The sequence below is a fragment of the Pseudomonas putida genome (assembly GCF_001941965.1).
GTDB lineage: Bacteria > Pseudomonadota > Gammaproteobacteria > Pseudomonadales > Pseudomonadaceae > Aquipseudomonas > Aquipseudomonas putida_L.
The window spans coordinates 290,887-307,808 of the sequence record NZ_MKZO01000012.1 but is presented as its reverse complement, the minus strand read 5'-3'; the positions used below and the strand labels follow the sequence as shown (position 1 = coordinate 307,808).

Here is a 16,922-nt window from a genome sequence, read left to right as displayed (position 1 = left end):
GGGATTACGCCGTGGGAGCTGGCATTGCCAGCGATGAGGCCGCCACTGGCCTGCATCTTGCTTCGAGCTTGCCTAAACAGGGCCGGGGTCAGAAATCCGTTGGTTTCCCGACCCCACCCACGGCGAGTTCCAGGATCCAGGCATGTTCGACGACAAGTCCATCTTCATCTCCGGCGGTACCGGCTCCTTCGGTCGCGCGTTCATCACGCGTCTGCTGAGTCAGTACACGCCGCGCCGCGTGGTGGTGTTTTCCCGCGACGAGCTCAAGCAGTACGAGATGCAGCAGAGCTTCACCGCCCCCTGCATGCGCTGGTTCCTTGGCGATGTGCGCGACGCCGAGCGTCTGCGCCAGGCCATGCGCGGCATCGACTACGTGGTCCACGCCGCTGCGCTGAAGCAGGTGCCCGCCGCCGAATACAACCCCACCGAATGCATCCGCACCAACGTCAACGGCGCGGAGAACATCATTGCCGCCGCCATCGAGAATGGCGTGGAAAAGGTCGTCGCCCTGTCCACCGACAAGGCCGCCAGCCCGATCAATCTGTACGGCGCGACCAAACTGCTGTCGGACAAGCTGTTCGTCGCCGCCAACAATGTCGCCGGCAGCCAGCAGACCCGCTTTGCCGTGGTCCGCTATGGCAACGTGGCCGGCTCGCGAGGTTCGGTGGTGCCGTTCTTCAGCAAGCTGATCGGCGAGGGCGCCGACGAGCTGCCGATCACCGACCCGCGCATGACCCGCTTCTGGATCACCCTCGACCATGGCGTGCAGTTCGTTCTCGACAGCTTCGCGCGCATGCACGGCGGGGAGGTCTTCGTACCGAAGATTCCGTCGATCCGCATTGTCGACCTCGCTAGTGGCATGGCCCCGGAGCTGCCGCACAAGGTGGTGGGCATTCGCCCGGGCGAGAAGCTGCACGAGCTGATGATCCCTCTGGACGATGCACGGATGACCCTGGAATTCGCCGACCACTTCACCATCCAGCCGTCGATCCGCTTCAACAATGTCGATGCCGATTTCGCCATCGATGGTGTGGGCGAGCAGGGCCGGCGGGTGGCCGAGGACTTCGAGTACCGCTCCGATACCAACCCGGAGTTCCTGTCCGTCGAAGGGATCGCCGAGCTGCACGCGCGGCTGCCGGTATGATTCCCTATGGCCGGCAGAACGTCGACCAGGCCGATATCGACGCGGTGGTCGAGGTGTTGCGTTCCGACTGGCTGACCCAGGGCCCGACCCTGGAACGCTTCGAGCGCGCCGTGGCCGAGCGCTGCCACGCGGTCCACGCCGTCGCAGTGTGCAATGCCACCGCCGGCCTGCACCTGGCTTGCCTGGCTGCCGGGCTGGGCGAGGGCGATCTGCTCTGGACCAGCCCCAACAGCTTCGTTGCCTCGGCCAACTGCGCGCGCTATTGCGGCGCCGACGTGGATTTCGTCGATATCGATTCACTGACCTGGAACCTCGACGTCCGCGCCCTGGCCGACAAGCTGGAGCGTGCGCGGGCCGCCGGACGCCTGCCCAAGGTGCTGGTGGCAGTGGCGTTTTCAGGGCAGAGCTGCGCTATGCGCGAGATCGCCCGGCTGGCCCGGGAGTATGGCTTCCGGGTCATCGAGGACGCCGCCCATGCGTTTGGCGCCAGCTATGCCGGCGAGCCGGTGGGCAGTGGTCGTTATGCCGACCTGACGGTGTTCAGTTTTCATCCGGTGAAAATCATCACCAGCGGCGAGGGTGGCATGGTGCTGTGCAATTCGCCGGAGATGGCCCAGCGCCTGCGCGACCTGCGCAGTCACGGCATCACCCGCGACCCGGCGCGCATGACCGAGGCGAGCCACGGCGGCTGGTACTACCAGCAGACCGAGCTGGGCTTCAACTACCGCATGTGCGATATCCAGGCAGCCCTGGGGCTGTCGCAGTTGCAGCGGCTGGATGATTTCCTTGGCCGGCGTCGCCAGCTGGCGGCCCGCTACCAGCAGCTGTTGAGCGACCTGCCACTGCAATTGCCTGCTGCGCAGGAGCAGGCCGTTTCGGCCTGGCACCTGTACGTGGTGCGCCTGCACGAGGGGCTGGAGGCACGGCATCGCGAGATTTTCCAGGGCCTGCGTGACGCGGGCATCGGCGTCAACCTGCACTACATCCCGATCCATCTGCAGCCCTATTACCGTGACCTCGGTTTCAAGGATGGCGACTTCCCCGAAGCCGAGCGCTATTACCGCCAGGCCATCAGCCTGCCGCTGTTCCCGGACCTGACCGAGGCCCAGCAGGACCAGGTCGTCGAGACGTTGCGCCGGGTGCTGGCATGAACCGCGGCGCGGTCGCGATCATCCCGGCCCGGGGCGGCAGCAAGCGTATCGCCCGGAAGAACCTCAAGCCGTTCCATGGCGAGCCGATCATCCGCCATTCGATTCGCACCGCCCTGGACAGCGGTCTGTTCGAGCGGGTGATCGTCAGCACCGATGATGACGAGATCGCCGGTCTGGCCCGGGCCCTGGGGGCCGAGGTGCCGTTCATGCGCCCGGCGCAGTTGGCCGACGATCACGCCAGCACTGCGGCGGTGATCGTGCATGCCCTGGGCGCCTTGCAGGAGCAGGGTTTCCATGCCGAGCTGGCCTGCTGCATCTATGCCACTGCGCCACTGTTGCAGGCGCGCTATCTGCGCGAGGGCTTCGAGCTGTTGCGCAGCCACCCCGGACATTCCTTCGCATTTTCCGTGTGCGGCTTCGGCTTCCCGGTGCAGCGCGCCCTCGGCCTGACCGAGGGCGGCGCGCTCACGGCGCTATACCCGCAGTATCGGCAGACCCGCTCCCAGGACCTGCCGGCCGCCTTCCAGGACGCCGGCCAGTTCTACTGGGGGCGTGCCGAAGCCTGGTTGCGCGGGGAGGTGATCTTTTCCGAGTGCAGCCTGCCGGTGATCCTGCCGCGTCATCTGGTGCAGGACATCGACACCGAGGAGGACTGGCGCCGCGCCGAGTTCCTGTATGCCGCGCTGCTCGCCGCCGGGGAGTTGCGGGGGTGAAGGTGCTGGTTCGGGCCGATTCCGGTGCCGTGATCGGCATCGGGCATGTGGCGCGCTGCCTGACCCTGGCGCAGCAACTGGCGGGCCAGGGGGCTGCGCTGACCTTTGCCTGCCGTGATGTGCCGGGACATCAGATGGCCCGGATCGCCGCAGAGGGGCATGAGGTGCTGGCCTTGCCGGCGGAGGCCGATGACGAGATCGCTGCATTGGCTGTGTTGTTGCCGGCCGGAACGCTGTTCGACTGGGTCATCGTCGACCATTACGGCCTCGATGTCCGTTGGGAAAGCGCGGCGCGGCAATGGGCGCGGCGGGTCATGGTGATCGATGACCTGGCCGATCGCGCCCACGATTGCGATCTGCTGCTGGACCAGAATTTCACGGCCAGCGCGGCGCTGTACCAGCCGCTGCTGCCTTCTGCCTGTCGCCTGCTGGCAGGGCCTCGCTACGCCCTGCTGCGCCCGGCGTTTTGCCAGGGCAGGGCGGCGCAGGCCGATACTGCGCGCCGGGTGCTGGTCAGCTTTGGCGGTTTCGACCAGGCCGGCATGACCCTGAAAACCCTTCAGGCACTGCTGGCTATCGATGATATCCAGGTGCAGTGCATCGCCGGGCAGTCCAGTCCGGACCTGCCGGTCTTGCAGGCCCTGGTCGGGCAGCGTCCGGGCTGGACCTTGCTGCCCTTCGTCGAGGACCTGCCGCAGCGCATGGCCCAGGCCACGCTGTTCGTCGGAGCGGGCGGCGGGACCACCTGGGAACGTGCCGCCCTAGGGGTGCCCAGCCTGTGCGTGAGCGTCGCCGACAACCAGGTGGCCAATGCCGAGGCCCTGGCCCGGGCCGGTGTGCATCTGTATCTGGGCGCTGCCGGGCAGGTCGACGTCGAGGCGTTGCGCCAGGCCATTGCCCTGCTGCTGGACAACCTGCCGTTGCGCGAGCAGTTCACTGCCCGCAGTCGCGAGCTGGTGGATGGGCTGGGTGCCCGACGGGTAGCCGTGGCACTGGCGGGGCAGGGCGTGGGCGATGCAGTTGCTGGCGGACAATGAGGTCTCCCTCGGGCTTTTTCGTGGCGCCGGGTCTACGCAGTCCGAGTGTCATTTCGAACGGTTATTGAAGGATTCGCAGCATGAGCAGTTTTGACCTGGGTGGTCGGCGTATCGGCGTCGATGCCGCGCCTTTCGTGATCGCCGAGATGAGTGGAAATCACAACCAGTCGCTGGACCGCGCCCTGGAGATCGTCGAGGCGGCGGCGCGGGCCGGAGCCCATGCCCTGAAGCTGCAGACCTACACTGCCGACACCATGACCCTGGACCTGAGCCATGGTGAGTTCTTCATCGAGGACCCTGCCAGCCTGTGGGCCGGTTCCTCGCTGTATTCGTTGTACGAGAAGGCGCATACCCCCTGGGAATGGCACGCGCCGATTTTCCGCCGCGCCCGCGAGTTGGGCATGCTGGCGTTTTCCACGCCGTTCGACGAGAGCGCGGTGGACTTCCTGGAAAGCCTCGACGTACCGGCCTACAAGATCGCCAGCTTCGAGAACACCGACCTGCCGCTGATCCGCAAGGTGGCGGCCACGGGCAAGCCGATGATCATCTCCACCGGCATGGCCAGCCTTGCCGAACTGGACGAGACGGTGCGCGCGGCACGGGAGGCGGGTTGCCGTGATCTGGTCCTGCTCAAGTGCACCAGCACCTATCCGGCCAGCCCGGAGAACAGCAATGTGCGGACCATTCCCCATCTGCGCGAGCTGTTTGGCTGCGAGGTGGGCTTGTCCGATCACACCCTTGGGGTCGGGGCTTCGGTGGCGGCGGTGGCGCTGGGAGCCAGCGTGGTGGAAAAGCACTTCACTTTGAATCGGGCTGAAGGCGGGGTGGATGCCGCGTTCTCCCTGGAGCCGGCGGAGCTGGCCAGCCTGGTGGTGGAGAGCGAGAGGGCCTGGCAGTCCCTGGGCCAGGTGCGCTATGGCGCGACCCAGGCCGAACAGGCGTCGAAGCGCTTCCGCCGGTCGCTCTACGTGGTGCGCGACATGGCCGCTGGCGAGGTGTTCGATGCGATCAATGTGCGCGCCATTCGTCCGGGGCTGGGCCTGGCGCCCAAGCACCTCGATTCCCTGCTCGGGCGCAAGGCCCGGGGGCCGCTGAAGCGTGGCACGGCGCTGGATTGGTCGTTGGTCGAGTAGCGCACTGCGAGAGTGATGTTGGCCTTACCACCGCTATCGCTGGCAAGCCAGCTCCCACAGTGACCGTGTCGGCCGCAAACCCTACGGCTGGCCGAGAACCCTGTGGGAGCTGGCTTGCCAGCGATTGCTTTAGTGAATTCACCACCGCAATCGCGGGTAAACCCGCTCCCACAGTGACCGTGTCGGGCGCAAACCCTACGGCTGGCCGAGAAACCTGTGGGAGCGGGTTCACCCGCGATTGCTGTAGCGAGTTCACCACTGCAATCGCAGGTAAACCCGCCCCCACAGGGCCCGCAATCCAGCCCGGGCCCTAGGAAAATGTCCCATTGTCTGTGAAAATCCGTGACCTATCGGTCATGACGGGCATCTGTGTCTCTATCGTTACCGGGCGTGACGGGCCGTGTCACCGTCGCTGCCTCTGCCATCCAGTTCAGCGGATGGCGGAAATCCCTGTTTTCTGGCGCCCCTCGAATCATGCGAGCGGCGATCTTCAGCAGTTTTTTATTGGGAAGCCATGATGATTGGCATAAAAAGCATTGCGAGCTACGTTCCGGCCGCCGGCCTGGACAACTACGCACAAGGCGCGAAATTCGGCAAGGATGAGGAATTCATCCTCGGCAAGATCGGCTCGGCCTTCCTGCCTCGCAAATCCGACGAACAGGAAACTTCGGACCTGTGCGTCGAAGCGGTCAACGCCCTGTTCGCCGCCAACCCCGGCCTGTCCCGCGACTCCATCGACGCCCTGATCGTGGTCACCCAGAACGGCGACGCCGAAGGCCTGCCGCACACCGCCGCCATCGTCCAGGACAAGCTTGGCCTGCCGACCCATGTCGCGGCCTTCGATATTTCCCTGGGCTGCTCCGGCTACGTCTACGGCATCTACGCGCTGAAAGGCTTCATGGAGGCCACCGGCCTGAAGAACGGCCTGCTGGTCACCGCCGACCCGTACTCGAAGATCGTCGATCCGGAAGACCGCAACACCACCATGCTCTTCGGCGACGCCGCCACCGCCACCTGGATGGGCGAAGACCCGGTCTGGGCCCTGGGCAAGTCGGCGTTCGGCACCGACGGTTCCGGCGCGCCGCACCTGAAGGTCAGCGACGGCGTGTTCTTCATGAACGGTCGCCAGGTGTTCAACTTCGCCCTGCTCAAGGTGCCGGCGCATCTGCACGAACTGCTGGAGCAATCCGGCCTGGCGGCAGACGATATCGACGCCTTCTGCATCCACCAGGGCAGTGCGGCAATCGTCGATGCCGTGGCGCGGCGCTTCGAAGACAAGCCGGAGAAGTTCGTCAAGGACATGGTCGAGACTGGCAATACCGTGTCGTCGAGCATTCCGCTGCTGCTGGAGAAGCACGCCCTGGACAGCCCCTGGAAGCGGGTAGCGGTGAGCGGCTTCGGCGTTGGCCTGTCGTGGGGTTCGGCGATTCTCCATCGCCCGTGACCTGATGCGCATCCCGAGGTAATCTCGGGCGTTTCGCAGGCAAGGGATGCTCATCATGAGCGAGTTTTTCCAGCGCAACGCCCAGATTATCCAGGCCCGCTGGCCGGCGCTGTTCGAGCGCCTCGCGCGGGAGGATCACGGCGCTATCGAGGCGGTGCTGGTCGAAGGGCAGGGCTCGACCCTGAGCGTCGACGGCATCCAGCTCAGCAGCCGGCATGATCGCCTGGCCGAAGCGCAGTTCCAGGCCGACAGCCTGCCACGGAGCGCGTGTCTCAACCTTTACGGTACCGGCCTGGGCGACCTGCAGGACGCCCTGCTGCAGCGCTCCGATCTGCAGCGCCTGCAGGTCCATATCCTCAATGGCGCCCTGTTCGCCCTGGTCCTGCACCTGCTCGACCACGGGCAATGGCTGGCCGACCCGCGGGTCGAACTGGTCTACGCTGGTGATGCCGGTGAAATCGCCTTGCCGTATTTCGCCCTGCCGGCGGAGCTGGTGCTGGCTGATGACTTCAACGCGAAGATCCGCGATCGCCTGGTCAGCGAAACCCACCTGACCTTCAACAACACCCATTTCGACGTGACCGATCCCCATCTGGTGGAGTTGCTGGACAAGAGCCTGCCGCTGCTGCGGGCCGACCGGGATGTTGCCGAACTGTTCGGCAGCCGGGCAGGGCAGGCTGCCTTCGTCATCGCTACCGGGCCGACCCTGCAAGGTCACCTGGCGGCCCTCAAGCGTATTCACGGGCAGCCCGGGCGTCCGCTGTTCATCGCCGTGGACACCGCCTACAAACCGCTGCTGGCGGCGGGTATCGAGCCGGATATCGTGGTCAGCGTCGACCACAAGATCCGCCTGCACCACCTGCCGCCCGAGGCTTCGGTGAATACGGCGCTGGTGTACATGCCGATGCTCGATGTCGAGACCGTCGCGGGCTGGCGTGGCCCTCGCTATGCCGCCTATTCCTACAGCGCCCTGTACGATCGGGTGCGTGGCGATATCCCGCGAGGCCATCTGTTCGTCGGCGGTAGCGTCATTCATCCGGCGGCGGACCTGGCAGTGAAGATGGGCATGCGCCGCATCACCCTGTTCGGCGCCGATTTCGCCTTCCCCGGCAATCGCACCCATACCGGCTGGGATGACGGCGTGCTCGGACCGCAGGTGTCCGTGGCCCGGCACTGGGTGCTGGATGGCAGCGGCCAGCGGGTGCGCACCCAGCTGAATTTCCGCGGCTACCTGATCGAGCTGGAGCGCTTTATCGCCCGTCATCCCGAGGTGACCTTCCATAACACCAGCCGCGCCGGAGCGCTGATCGCCGGTACCACGTTCGATGGGGAGTTCTGCCAATGAGTACCTTGCAGCACAACGCTCGCCAATGTGCCGGATTGTTTCGCCTGGGCAGGGATGTCGAGGCGGCGGTGGCCATGGTCGAGCTGTTCGAAGCGGCTCCCGGGCTGTTCACCGGGGCGCCCGGGGCCGTGCAGGCGCAATTCGCCGCGCTGCTCGGGGAAATGCTCGCCGCCCAGCAGCGCCAGGACTGGATCGGTCTGGCCGACAGCCTCGAGCATGAGTTGGTGAAGCTGATCGATCAGGCAGCTTCACGCTGAAACTGTGATGGCCATCACATCCGGCTTTAGCCTTGCCGCTGCGCTTTCTCCCGGCAAATGCCTGAATTACAAGGGGTGGCGGCGTGATGGCATTTTTTTTTGAAAAATCCCTAAAGCATTCCTCGAAGCCGGCGATAAACATTACGTAGGTTCTCTAGGCCACACCCGGCGGATGCCAGGGCCGGAAGCCGAAGTATCCATCCAACGAGGAATTCGTCATGGCTTTAACCGTTAACACCAACACCACTTCGCTGGGCGTGCAGAAGAACCTGAACAAAGCTTCCGACGCACTGAGCACCTCGATGTCCCGCCTGTCGTCCGGCCTGCGTATCAACAGCGCCAAAGACGACGCCGCTGGTCAGCAGATCGCCAACAAGCTGCAAACCATGGTCACCGGTACCACCGTTGCGATCAAGAACGCCAACGACGGTAACTCGATCACCCAGACCGCTGAAGGCGCTCTGTCGGAAATCACCAACATCCTGCAGCGTATGCGTGAGCTGGCTCTGCAATCGCGTAACGACTCGAACGGCACCACTGAACGTGCTGCTCTGAACAAAGAGTTCGCGGCCAAGTCCGACGAAATCACCCGTATCGCTACCTCCACCACCTACGGCACCAGCAAGCAACTGCTGAACGGTTCCGCTGGCACCATGGAGTTCCAGGTCGGTGCGATGACCGGTACCAGCCAGATCCTCAGCGTTTCGATGACCTCCAGCTTCGTGGCGACCGCCCTGGCTGTTGGTACCGGCGCCCTGGCGATCTCCGGTACTTCGGACTCCGCAGTCCACACCGCTGTTGACGGCGCGATCACCGCGATCGACGCTGCACTGCAAAAAGTTGACGACAAGAAGTCCGAGCTGGGTGCTATCCAGAACCGCTTCCAGTCCACCATCAACAACCTGCAGAGCATGAACGAGAACTCGGCTGCCGCCATGGGCCGTGTTCAGGATACCGACTTCGCCTCGGAAACCGCTCAGCTGACCAAGCAGCAGACCCTGCAACAAGCTTCGACCGCAGTTCTGGCCCAGGCCAACCAACTGCCATCCGCCGTACTGAAACTGCTTCAGTAACAGCTACGATGAAGAGCGAGGGCGTGCGCGAGCATTCCCTCGCTTTTTACTTTGGAGGTGATGGACGATGGACATGAGCGTCAGATTGAACGCGTCTTACCCGGCTCCGGCGGCAGCTGCGGCCCAGCAGGAGAAAACTGCTGAACAGGGTGCGTCCGACAAGGTCTACAGCAAGCCAAGCCTTGCGGCTGTGGACAAGCAGGATCAGAAAAGGTCCGACACCGATCTTCAGGACGCGGTGAAGGGTCTACAGGATTATGTCCAGTCGTTGCAGCGCAACCTGGAATTTTCGGTGGACGAGTCCACCGGAACGACCGTCGTCAAGGTGGTCGCCCGTGACAGTGGCGAAGTGATTCGGCAGATTCCATCCGAAACCGCCCTGGAGCTGGCGAAGAGCCTGCAGGACGTCAACAGTCTGCTTTTCGACGAAAAAGTCTGAAAGCGGTACGAAAATTGATACATTTTCGCTTCGTGCGGTAATGGTCAAGCGTTTGGCGTGAGCCGAAAAGGAGAGAGTGATGGCAAGTCCAATTCTACCGGCCCTGGGCCTTGGCAGTGGTCTGGATACCACTGCGATCGTCAAAGCCCTGGTTGACGCCGAAAAAACGCCAAAGCAGAACCAGCTCGATCGCCAGACCAAGGCCAACACCGCCTCCATCTCGGCGGTCGGCAGCCTGAAGAGTGCGCTGGCGACCTTCAAGACTGCGCTGGAGAAGCTCGGTAGCACCACTACGCCGCAATTCATCGGCTATTCGGCGACCTCCTCCGACGACAAGAACGTCAAGGCCACGGCGAACCAGTTCGCGGTGAATGGCAGCTACTCCGTCGAAGTGCAGAAGCTGGCGACAGCCTCCAAGGTGGCCAGCCAGCGTTTTGCCGACAACACCGCAGCGATCAGCGAAGGCACGCTGGAGATATCGCAGGGCGTCAATGGTGAAAAGTTCAAGGTCGAGATCGCCGCTGGCGCCACCCTGCAGTCGGTGCGTGACTCGATCAACAGCACCCTGACCGCCAAGGGCATCACCGCCAACATCATCAACGATGGCACCGGCTCGCGTCTGGTCCTGACCTCGACCAACACCGGTGCGGGCTCGGACATCTCCGTCAGCGGCATCAGCGAGCTGGAAATCAACGGCACTACCGCGATGGCGGGTACCGGCGCCGGATACATTTCCGCCCTGGCCCAGGATGCCGAGTTCAAGATTGACGGCATGCCGCTGACCAGCAAATCCAACAAGGTCGAGAATGCCGTCAGTGGCATGACCTTCGAGCTGATTGCCGAAAACTCCAAGGCCACGGTCAATGTCACCACCAACAACGATGGCCTGAAGAAGTCGGTGCAGAGCTTCGTCGACGCCTACAACGCGTTGGTGACCACCATCAATGGCCTGAGCCAGACGCCGAAGAATGCCGACGGCACCCTGGGTACCGCACCCGCACTGGCTGGCGACTCGATGGTCCGCGGGATGCTGACGGCGGTTCGCAACGAACTGGTGACGACCAGCACCGGTGGCAACGGTTCGCTCAAGGTCCTGTCGCAGCTCGGTATCAACACCGTGCAGAGTACCGGCCTGCTGGAGCTCGACAGCACCAAGTTCACCGCGGCCCTGGATACCCAGAAGCTGGGTGGCGAAATCCAGAGCCTGTTCTCCGGTGACAATGGCTTGTCCAAGCGCCTGACGACAGCGCTGGAGCCCTTCACCGCTACCGATGGCGTGCTGGCGGACCGCTCGAAGATCCTCGAGAGCACCAAGAAGAACCTGGCGACCCAGCAGTCCAGCCTGGATGCGCGGATCACCTCGATGACGGCGTCGTTGACCAAGAAGTACAACACCATGGATACCCTGGTGGGTCAGCTGAACGCCCAGCGTGATAACATCACGTCCATCTTCAGTGCCATGGCTGCGCAGCAGAAGAACTCCTGATTTTCTGCTGACGCCAAAAGCCCGACAGTGCCTTCCCCGCATGTCGGGCTTTTTTCATGGTTCCTAAAGTTTTTTGACGCCGGGTCGATAGCCCGGTCATACAGCAATTGTGTTGAGGTATGAACATGAATCCGATGTTGGCCCTTCGTCAGTACCAGAAGATCAGCGCCCAGGCGCAGACCTCCGAAGCCAGTCCGCACCGCTTGGTGCAGATGCTCATGGAAGGCGGCCTGGACCGCGTCGCCCAGGCCAAGGGCTCCCTGGAGCGCAAGGACCTGGCCGGCAAGGGCATCGCTATCGGCAAGGCCATCGGCATCATCGGTGGCCTGCGCGAAGGCCTGGATCGCGACAACATGACTCCGGAACTCGAGCGTCTCGACTCGCTCTACCTGTACATGACCCGTCGCCTGAGCGACGCCAACATGAAGAACGATATCGCTGCCCTCGATGAAGTGACCGATCTGTTGACCACGGTCAAGGAAGGCTGGGACGCGGTCGCTCCACAATAACCAGTTGCGATGAGGATTTCGTGATGAGTGCGGTACTCAAGCGAATCGAGGAAACCCGGGAGGCACTGGTTGGCGCATTGGCCAATCGCGACTGGGAAGCGGTGGGCGAGCTGGACCAGGCTTGCCGCGCCTGCATGGACGAAGTGATGAATGCCGAAGTGCTCGACGAGGAGGCGCTGCGGGACAACCTGCAGGACCTGCTGGGCGTTTACCGGCAATTGATCGACGTGGCGACGGAAGAGCGTCAGGCGATTGCCGACGAGATGTCAAAGATCAAACAGGCGCAACAGGCGACAAAGGTATACCATCTGTACCGCTGACGGTTGATCGAAAATCAGTCGCGCGCCATAAATTTGACTATTAAGCGTTTTTTGACTTAACTAGTGGCTGTTTTCTAATTTCAGACGTCGGAACACTGACCGTTCAGTCGGAATGATGTCGAGCATGCCCTTCGAAGGGCCTCGAGTTGACTAGGGAAGTTGCTATTGCATGTGGCGTGAAACCAAAATTCTCCTGATCGATGACGATAGTGCTCGCCGCCGTGACCTGGCGGTGGTGTTGAATTTTCTTGGGGAAGAAAATCTGCCGTGCTCCAGTCATGACTGGGAGCAGGTTGTCGGGTCGTTATCGTCCAGTCGTGAAGTCCTGTGTGTCCTGATCGGTACTGTCGATGCGCCGTCCGGGGTTCTGGGCTTGCTTAAGACAGTGGCTGCCTGGGATGAGTTCCTTCCGGTTCTGCTTTTTGGCGAATTTTCTTCGCTCGAACTTCCGGAAGAGCTGCGTCGTCGTGTGCTTTCCAGCCTGGAAATGCCGCCGAGCTACAGCAACCTGCTGGATTCGCTGCACCGTGCCCAGGTCTATCGCGAGATGTACGACCAGGCCCGCGAGCGCGGCCGGCAGCGCGAGCCCAACCTGTTCCGCAGCCTGGTCGGTACCAGCCGGGCCATCCAGCACGTGCGCCAGATGATGCAGCAGGTCGCCGACACCGACGCCAGCGTGCTGATCCTCGGCGAGTCCGGCACCGGCAAGGAAGTGGTGGCGCGCAACCTGCACTACCACTCCAAGCGCCGCGAAGCGCCGTTCGTCCCGGTCAACTGCGGGGCGATTCCGGCAGAGCTGCTGGAAAGCGAGCTGTTCGGCCACGAGAAGGGTGCCTTCACCGGCGCCATTACCAGCCGTGCCGGGCGTTTCGAGCTGGCCAACGGCGGCACCCTGTTCCTCGACGAGATCGGCGACATGCCGCTGCCGATGCAGGTCAAGCTGCTGCGCGTGCTGCAGGAGCGCACCTTCGAGCGGGTCGGCAGCAACAAGACCCAGAGCATCGATGTGCGCATCATCGCCGCGACCCACAAGAACCTCGAAAGCATGATCGAGGTGGGTTCGTTCCGCGAAGACCTGTACTACCGCCTCAACGTATTCCCCATCGAGATGGCGCCACTGCGTGAGCGCGTGGAAGACATCCCGCTGCTGATGAACGAACTGATTTCGCGCATGGAGCACGAGAAACGCGGCTCGATCCGTTTCAACTCGGCGGCGATCATGTCGCTGTGCCGCCACGGCTGGCCGGGCAACGTCCGTGAACTGGCCAACCTGGTGGAGCGCATGGCGATCATGCATCCCTATGGCGTGATCGGCGTGGCCGAGCTGCCGAAGAAATTCCGCTACGTGGACGATGAAGACGAGCAACTGGTGGACAGCCTGCGTTCCGACCTGGAAGAGCGGGTGGTGATCAACGGTCATGCGCCGAGCTTCCCGACCAACGCCATGCTGCCGCCCGAGGGCCTCGACCTGAAGGACTACCTCGGTAGCCTGGAGCAGGGCTTGATCCAGCAGGCGCTGGACGACGCCAACGGCATCGTCGCCCGCGCCGCCGAGCGCCTGCGCATCCGTCGCACCACCCTGGTGGAAAAGATGCGCAAGTACGGCATGAGCCGCCGCGAAGGGGATGAGCAGGCGGAGGATTGACGCCTGCTGTTGGCGGCCCGTTCGTTCGCTGTCATAAAACCCTTGTTTTTTGTCCGGTAAAGGCCCGCATCTGCGGGCCTTGTCGGTTTCGGCGGGTATGCCGGAAAAGTTTCCGGCATGGCTATTGCTATACCGCTCTCAACATACCGTTTTATGACGGTAAGCCATGCGAGAGAGCACGATGCCCCACGCCGCCATCAATTCCCCCGAGCCGCAACGCGCGGACGCTGCCGAGCAGCAGAGCCGTGTCGGCCTGGAGCAGGCGTTTGCCCTGTTCGACCAGATGTCCAGCCAGCTCAGCCAGTCCTACAACCTGCTCGAAGCCCGGGTCACCGAGCTCAAGGGTGAGCTGGCAGTGGTCAGTGCCCAGCGCATGACCGAGCTGGCAGAGAAGGAGCGCCTGGCCAACCGTCTGCAGAACCTGCTGGCCCTGTTGCCTGGCGGCGTCATCGTGATCGATGGCCACGGGCTGGTGCGTGAAGCCAACCCGGCGGCCTGCGAGCTGCTGGGCGAGCCCCTGGTCGGCGAGCTGTGGCGGCAGGTGATCGCCCGCAGTTTTGCCCCCCGCGAAGATGACGGTCACGAGATCTCCCTGCGCGATGGGCGCCGGCTGTCGATTTCAACGCGCTCGCTGGATGCCGAGCCGGGGCAGTTGGTGCTGCTCAACGATCTGACCGAAACCCGCCGTCTGCAGGACCAACTGGCCCGCCACGAACGCCTGTCGACCCTGGGCCGGATGGTCGCGTCGCTGGCCCACCAGATCCGCACGCCGCTCTCCACCGCCATGCTCTACGCCAGTCATCTGAGCGAGCAGGACCTGCCGCTGGAGACCCGCCAGCGTTTCGCCGGCAGCCTCAAGGAGCGCCTGCACGAGCTGGAGCACCAGGTCCGCGACATGCTGGTGTTCGCCCGTGGCGAGCTGCCGCTGACCGACCGCCTGACCCCGAAAGCGTTGTTCCAGGCCCTGCAGCAGGCGGCGCAGACCCAGGTTCATGGGCACAATGTGCGCTGGCAGTGCGACAGTCACCTGGGCGAGTTGCTGTGCAACCGCGACACCCTGGTTGGCGCGCTGCTCAATCTGCTGGAAAACGCCTTGCAGGCCAGCGCCGGTTGCGCCCGTCTGAAGATCCACCTGTACCGTCGTGGTACCACGTTGCGCCTGTGCATCAGCGATGCCGGCAGTGGTATCGACACCGACCTGCTGCGCCGGCTCGGCGAACCGTTTCTGACCACCAAGGCCACCGGCACCGGGCTTGGCCTGGCGGTGGTCACGGCGGTGGCCCGGGCCCATCAGGGCGAGTTGCACCTGCGTTCGCGCAAGGGGCGCGGCACCTGCGCCATCGTCAGCCTGCCGCTGATTGGCGGTGACGCATGAGCCGGATCAAGGTGCTGCTGGTCGAGGACGACCGTGCGCTACGCGAGGCGCTGGGTGACACCCTGGAACTGGGCGGTTTCACCTGGCGTGCTGCGGGCTCCGCCGAGCAAGCGCTGGAGATGGTGGCCGGCGAGTCCTTCAGCCTGGTGGTCAGCGACGTCAACATGCCGGGCATGGACGGCCACCAGTTGCTTGCCCGGCTGCGTGCCAGCCAGCCGCACTTGCCGGTACTGCTGATGACCGCCCACGCGGCCGTAGAGCGGGCAGTGGATGCGATCCGTCAGGGTGCCGCCGATTACCTGGTCAAGCCGTTCGAGCCGAAGGCGCTGCTGGAGCTGGTCGCCCGCCACGCCCTCGGCGCTGCCAGTGGCGCTGATGCCGAAGGTCCGGTAGCCCGGGAGCCGGCCAGCGCGCAGTTGCTGGAACTGGCCGCGCGGGTCGCCCGCAGTGATTCCACGGTGTTGATTTCCGGCGAGTCGGGCACCGGCAAGGAAGTCCTTGCCCGCTACATTCACCAGCAGTCGCCACGGGCCGAGCAGGCCTTCGTCGCCATCAATTGCGCGGCGATCCCCGACAACATGCTCGAAGCCACGCTGTTCGGCCATGAAAAGGGTTCGTTCACCGGGGCTATCGCCGCCCAGGCGGGCAAGTTCGAGCAGGCCGACGGTGGCACGTTGCTGCTGGACGAGATTTCCGAGATGCCCCTGGGCCTGCAGGCCAAGCTGCTGCGGGTTCTGCAGGAGAGGGAAGTGGAGCGGGTCGGCGGGCGCAAGCCGATACCCCTGGATATCCGGGTGGTCGCCACCACCAACCGCGACCTGGCTGGCGAAGTGGCGGCAGGGCGTTTCCGTGAAGACCTGTTCTATCGCCTGTCGGTGTTCCCCCTGGCCTGGCGGCCGTTGAGAGAACGGAGCGCCGATATTTTGCCATTGGCCGAGCGCCTGCTCTTGCGCCACGTCAATAAAATGAAGCACGCACCGGTTAGGCTCTCCGATGAAGCCAAGGCCTGCCTGCAGGGTTATCCATGGCCGGGCAACGTGCGCGAGCTGGACAATGCGATCCAGCGGGCGCTGATCCTGCAGCAGGGCGGGGTGATCGCGGCAGCGGATTTCTGCCTCGCCGGTGTGCTTCCCGCGCTGGCGCCAACGTCACAGCCTGCGCGGCCTGCGGCGATGCCGGCGGTGGCGGCAACGGAGGACGCTGGCGGGCTCGGAGACGACTTGCGCCGGCATGAATTCCAGATGATCATCGACACCCTTCGCGCCGAGCGTGGTCGCCGCAAGGAGGCCGCGGAGCGTTTGGGCATCAGCCCGCGGACCTTGCGTTACAAATTGGCACAAATGCGTGATGCGGGCCTGGATGTCGAGGCCAGCCTTTATGCCACGGGGCTTTGAAGGATGTCGCTGATCGTTTTGCATAATCGTCGGGCCTAGCTGGCACTCTTGTTGCTATGTCCTGTACCAGCCGCAGCGTGAGTGTCAAAAAAATGCGGGCCCCCGGAGAGAGAAGTTCATGAGCCAAGGTGTTGAATTCAATCGGTTGATGCTGGACATGCGTGCCATGCAGGCGGAAGCCATGTCGGCACCGAAGGCCGTGCAGGCGCCAGCGGAACTGGGGCAGAGCAACTTCGCCGATATGCTCGGCCAGGCGATCAACAAGGTCAGCGAGACCCAGCAGGCCTCCACCCAACTGGCCAATGCCTTCGAAATCGGCAAGAGCGGCGTCGACCTGACCGACGTGATGATCGCCTCGCAGAAAGCCAGCGTCTCGTTCCAGGCCCTGACGCAGGTGCGCAACAAGCTGGTCCAGTCGTATCAAGACATCATGCAGATGCCGGTTTAAGGCGGGATT

Annotated in this window: 17 protein-coding genes; all 17 read left to right on the top strand. The window is 63.7% G+C overall.

The features are described from left to right. The first annotated feature begins 142 nt into the window (after positions 1–142). Positions 143–1,144: a UDP-N-acetylglucosamine 4,6-dehydratase (inverting) gene (pseB, locus tag PSEMO_RS08470; protein ID WP_075802663.1), complete on the top strand. Its 1,002-nt coding sequence runs from the start codon at positions 143–145 to the stop codon at positions 1,142–1,144. Continuing rightward, positions 1,141–2,295 carry a UDP-4-amino-4,6-dideoxy-N-acetyl-beta-L-altrosamine transaminase gene (pseC, locus tag PSEMO_RS08465; RefSeq protein ID WP_075802662.1) on the top strand — a complete coding sequence of 385 codons (1,155 nt, stop codon included), beginning with the start codon at positions 1,141–1,143 and terminating at the stop codon, positions 2,293–2,295. The genes pseB and pseC overlap by 4 nt, the downstream gene beginning before the upstream one ends. Further along, complete coding sequence (gene pseF, locus PSEMO_RS08460) at positions 2,292–3,008, top strand: pseudaminic acid cytidylyltransferase (protein WP_075802661.1); 717 nt, start codon at positions 2,292–2,294, stop codon at positions 3,006–3,008. The genes pseC and pseF overlap by 4 nt, the downstream gene beginning before the upstream one ends. After that, on the top strand, positions 3,005–4,045 hold the full coding sequence (pseG, locus tag PSEMO_RS08455; RefSeq protein WP_075802660.1) for a UDP-2,4-diacetamido-2,4,6-trideoxy-beta-L-altropyranose hydrolase: 1,041 nt from the start codon (positions 3,005–3,007) through the stop codon (positions 4,043–4,045). The genes pseF and pseG overlap by 4 nt, the downstream gene beginning before the upstream one ends. Before the next feature lie 80 nt (positions 4,046–4,125). After that, complete coding sequence (gene pseI / locus PSEMO_RS08450; RefSeq protein ID WP_075802659.1) at positions 4,126–5,178, top strand: pseudaminic acid synthase; 1,053 nt, start codon at positions 4,126–4,128, stop codon at positions 5,176–5,178. A 517-nt stretch (positions 5,179–5,695) separates the two neighbouring features. Beyond that, positions 5,696–6,622 carry a ketoacyl-ACP synthase III gene (locus PSEMO_RS08445; protein WP_075802658.1) on the top strand — a complete coding sequence of 309 codons (927 nt, stop codon included), beginning with the start codon at positions 5,696–5,698 and terminating at the stop codon, positions 6,620–6,622. A gap of 55 nt (positions 6,623–6,677) precedes the next feature. Continuing rightward, complete coding sequence (locus PSEMO_RS08440) at positions 6,678–7,967, top strand: motility associated factor glycosyltransferase family protein (protein ID WP_075802781.1); 1,290 nt, start codon at positions 6,678–6,680, stop codon at positions 7,965–7,967. Further along, a complete protein-coding gene (locus tag PSEMO_RS08435) occupies positions 7,964–8,224 on the top strand; it encodes a hypothetical protein (RefSeq protein WP_075802657.1) in 261 nt (86 codons plus the stop codon). The genes PSEMO_RS08440 and PSEMO_RS08435 overlap by 4 nt, the downstream gene beginning before the upstream one ends. A 218-nt stretch (positions 8,225–8,442) precedes the next feature. After that, entirely contained in the window at positions 8,443–9,297 is an 855-nt protein-coding gene (locus tag PSEMO_RS08430) for a flagellin domain-containing protein (protein WP_075802656.1), read from the top strand. A gap of 67 nt (positions 9,298–9,364) precedes the next feature. After that, the gene (locus PSEMO_RS08425) at positions 9,365–9,736 is read left to right on the top strand and encodes a flagellar protein FlaG (protein WP_075802655.1); all 372 of its coding nucleotides are present in this window, start codon (positions 9,365–9,367) and stop codon (positions 9,734–9,736) included. 79 nt (positions 9,737–9,815) lie between these two features. Next, on the top strand, positions 9,816–11,222 hold the full coding sequence (fliD, locus tag PSEMO_RS08420) for a flagellar filament capping protein FliD (RefSeq protein WP_075802654.1): 1,407 nt from the start codon (positions 9,816–9,818) through the stop codon (positions 11,220–11,222). A 125-nt stretch (positions 11,223–11,347) separates the two neighbouring features. Beyond that, positions 11,348–11,731: a flagellar export chaperone FliS gene (gene fliS / locus PSEMO_RS08415; protein ID WP_075802780.1), complete on the top strand. Its 384-nt coding sequence runs from the start codon at positions 11,348–11,350 to the stop codon at positions 11,729–11,731. Between the two features lie 23 nt (positions 11,732–11,754). After that, on the top strand, positions 11,755–12,051 hold the full coding sequence (gene fliT, locus PSEMO_RS08410; protein WP_075802653.1) for a flagellar protein FliT: 297 nt from the start codon (positions 11,755–11,757) through the stop codon (positions 12,049–12,051). 169 nt (positions 12,052–12,220) lie between these two features. After that, entirely contained in the window at positions 12,221–13,696 is a 1,476-nt protein-coding gene (locus PSEMO_RS08405) for a sigma-54 dependent transcriptional regulator (RefSeq protein WP_075802652.1), read from the top strand. A gap of 181 nt (positions 13,697–13,877) precedes the next feature. Continuing rightward, positions 13,878–15,071: a sensor histidine kinase gene (locus PSEMO_RS08400; protein WP_075802651.1), complete on the top strand. Its 1,194-nt coding sequence runs from the start codon at positions 13,878–13,880 to the stop codon at positions 15,069–15,071. Continuing rightward, on the top strand, positions 15,068–16,465 hold the full coding sequence (locus PSEMO_RS08395) for a sigma-54-dependent transcriptional regulator (protein ID WP_075802650.1): 1,398 nt from the start codon (positions 15,068–15,070) through the stop codon (positions 16,463–16,465). Before PSEMO_RS08400 ends, PSEMO_RS08395 begins: the two co-directional genes overlap by 4 nt. A gap of 118 nt (positions 16,466–16,583) precedes the next feature. Continuing rightward, on the top strand, positions 16,584–16,913 hold the full coding sequence (gene fliE / locus PSEMO_RS08390) for a flagellar hook-basal body complex protein FliE (RefSeq protein WP_075802649.1): 330 nt from the start codon (positions 16,584–16,586) through the stop codon (positions 16,911–16,913). Positions 16,914–16,922: the final 9 nt, after the last annotated feature.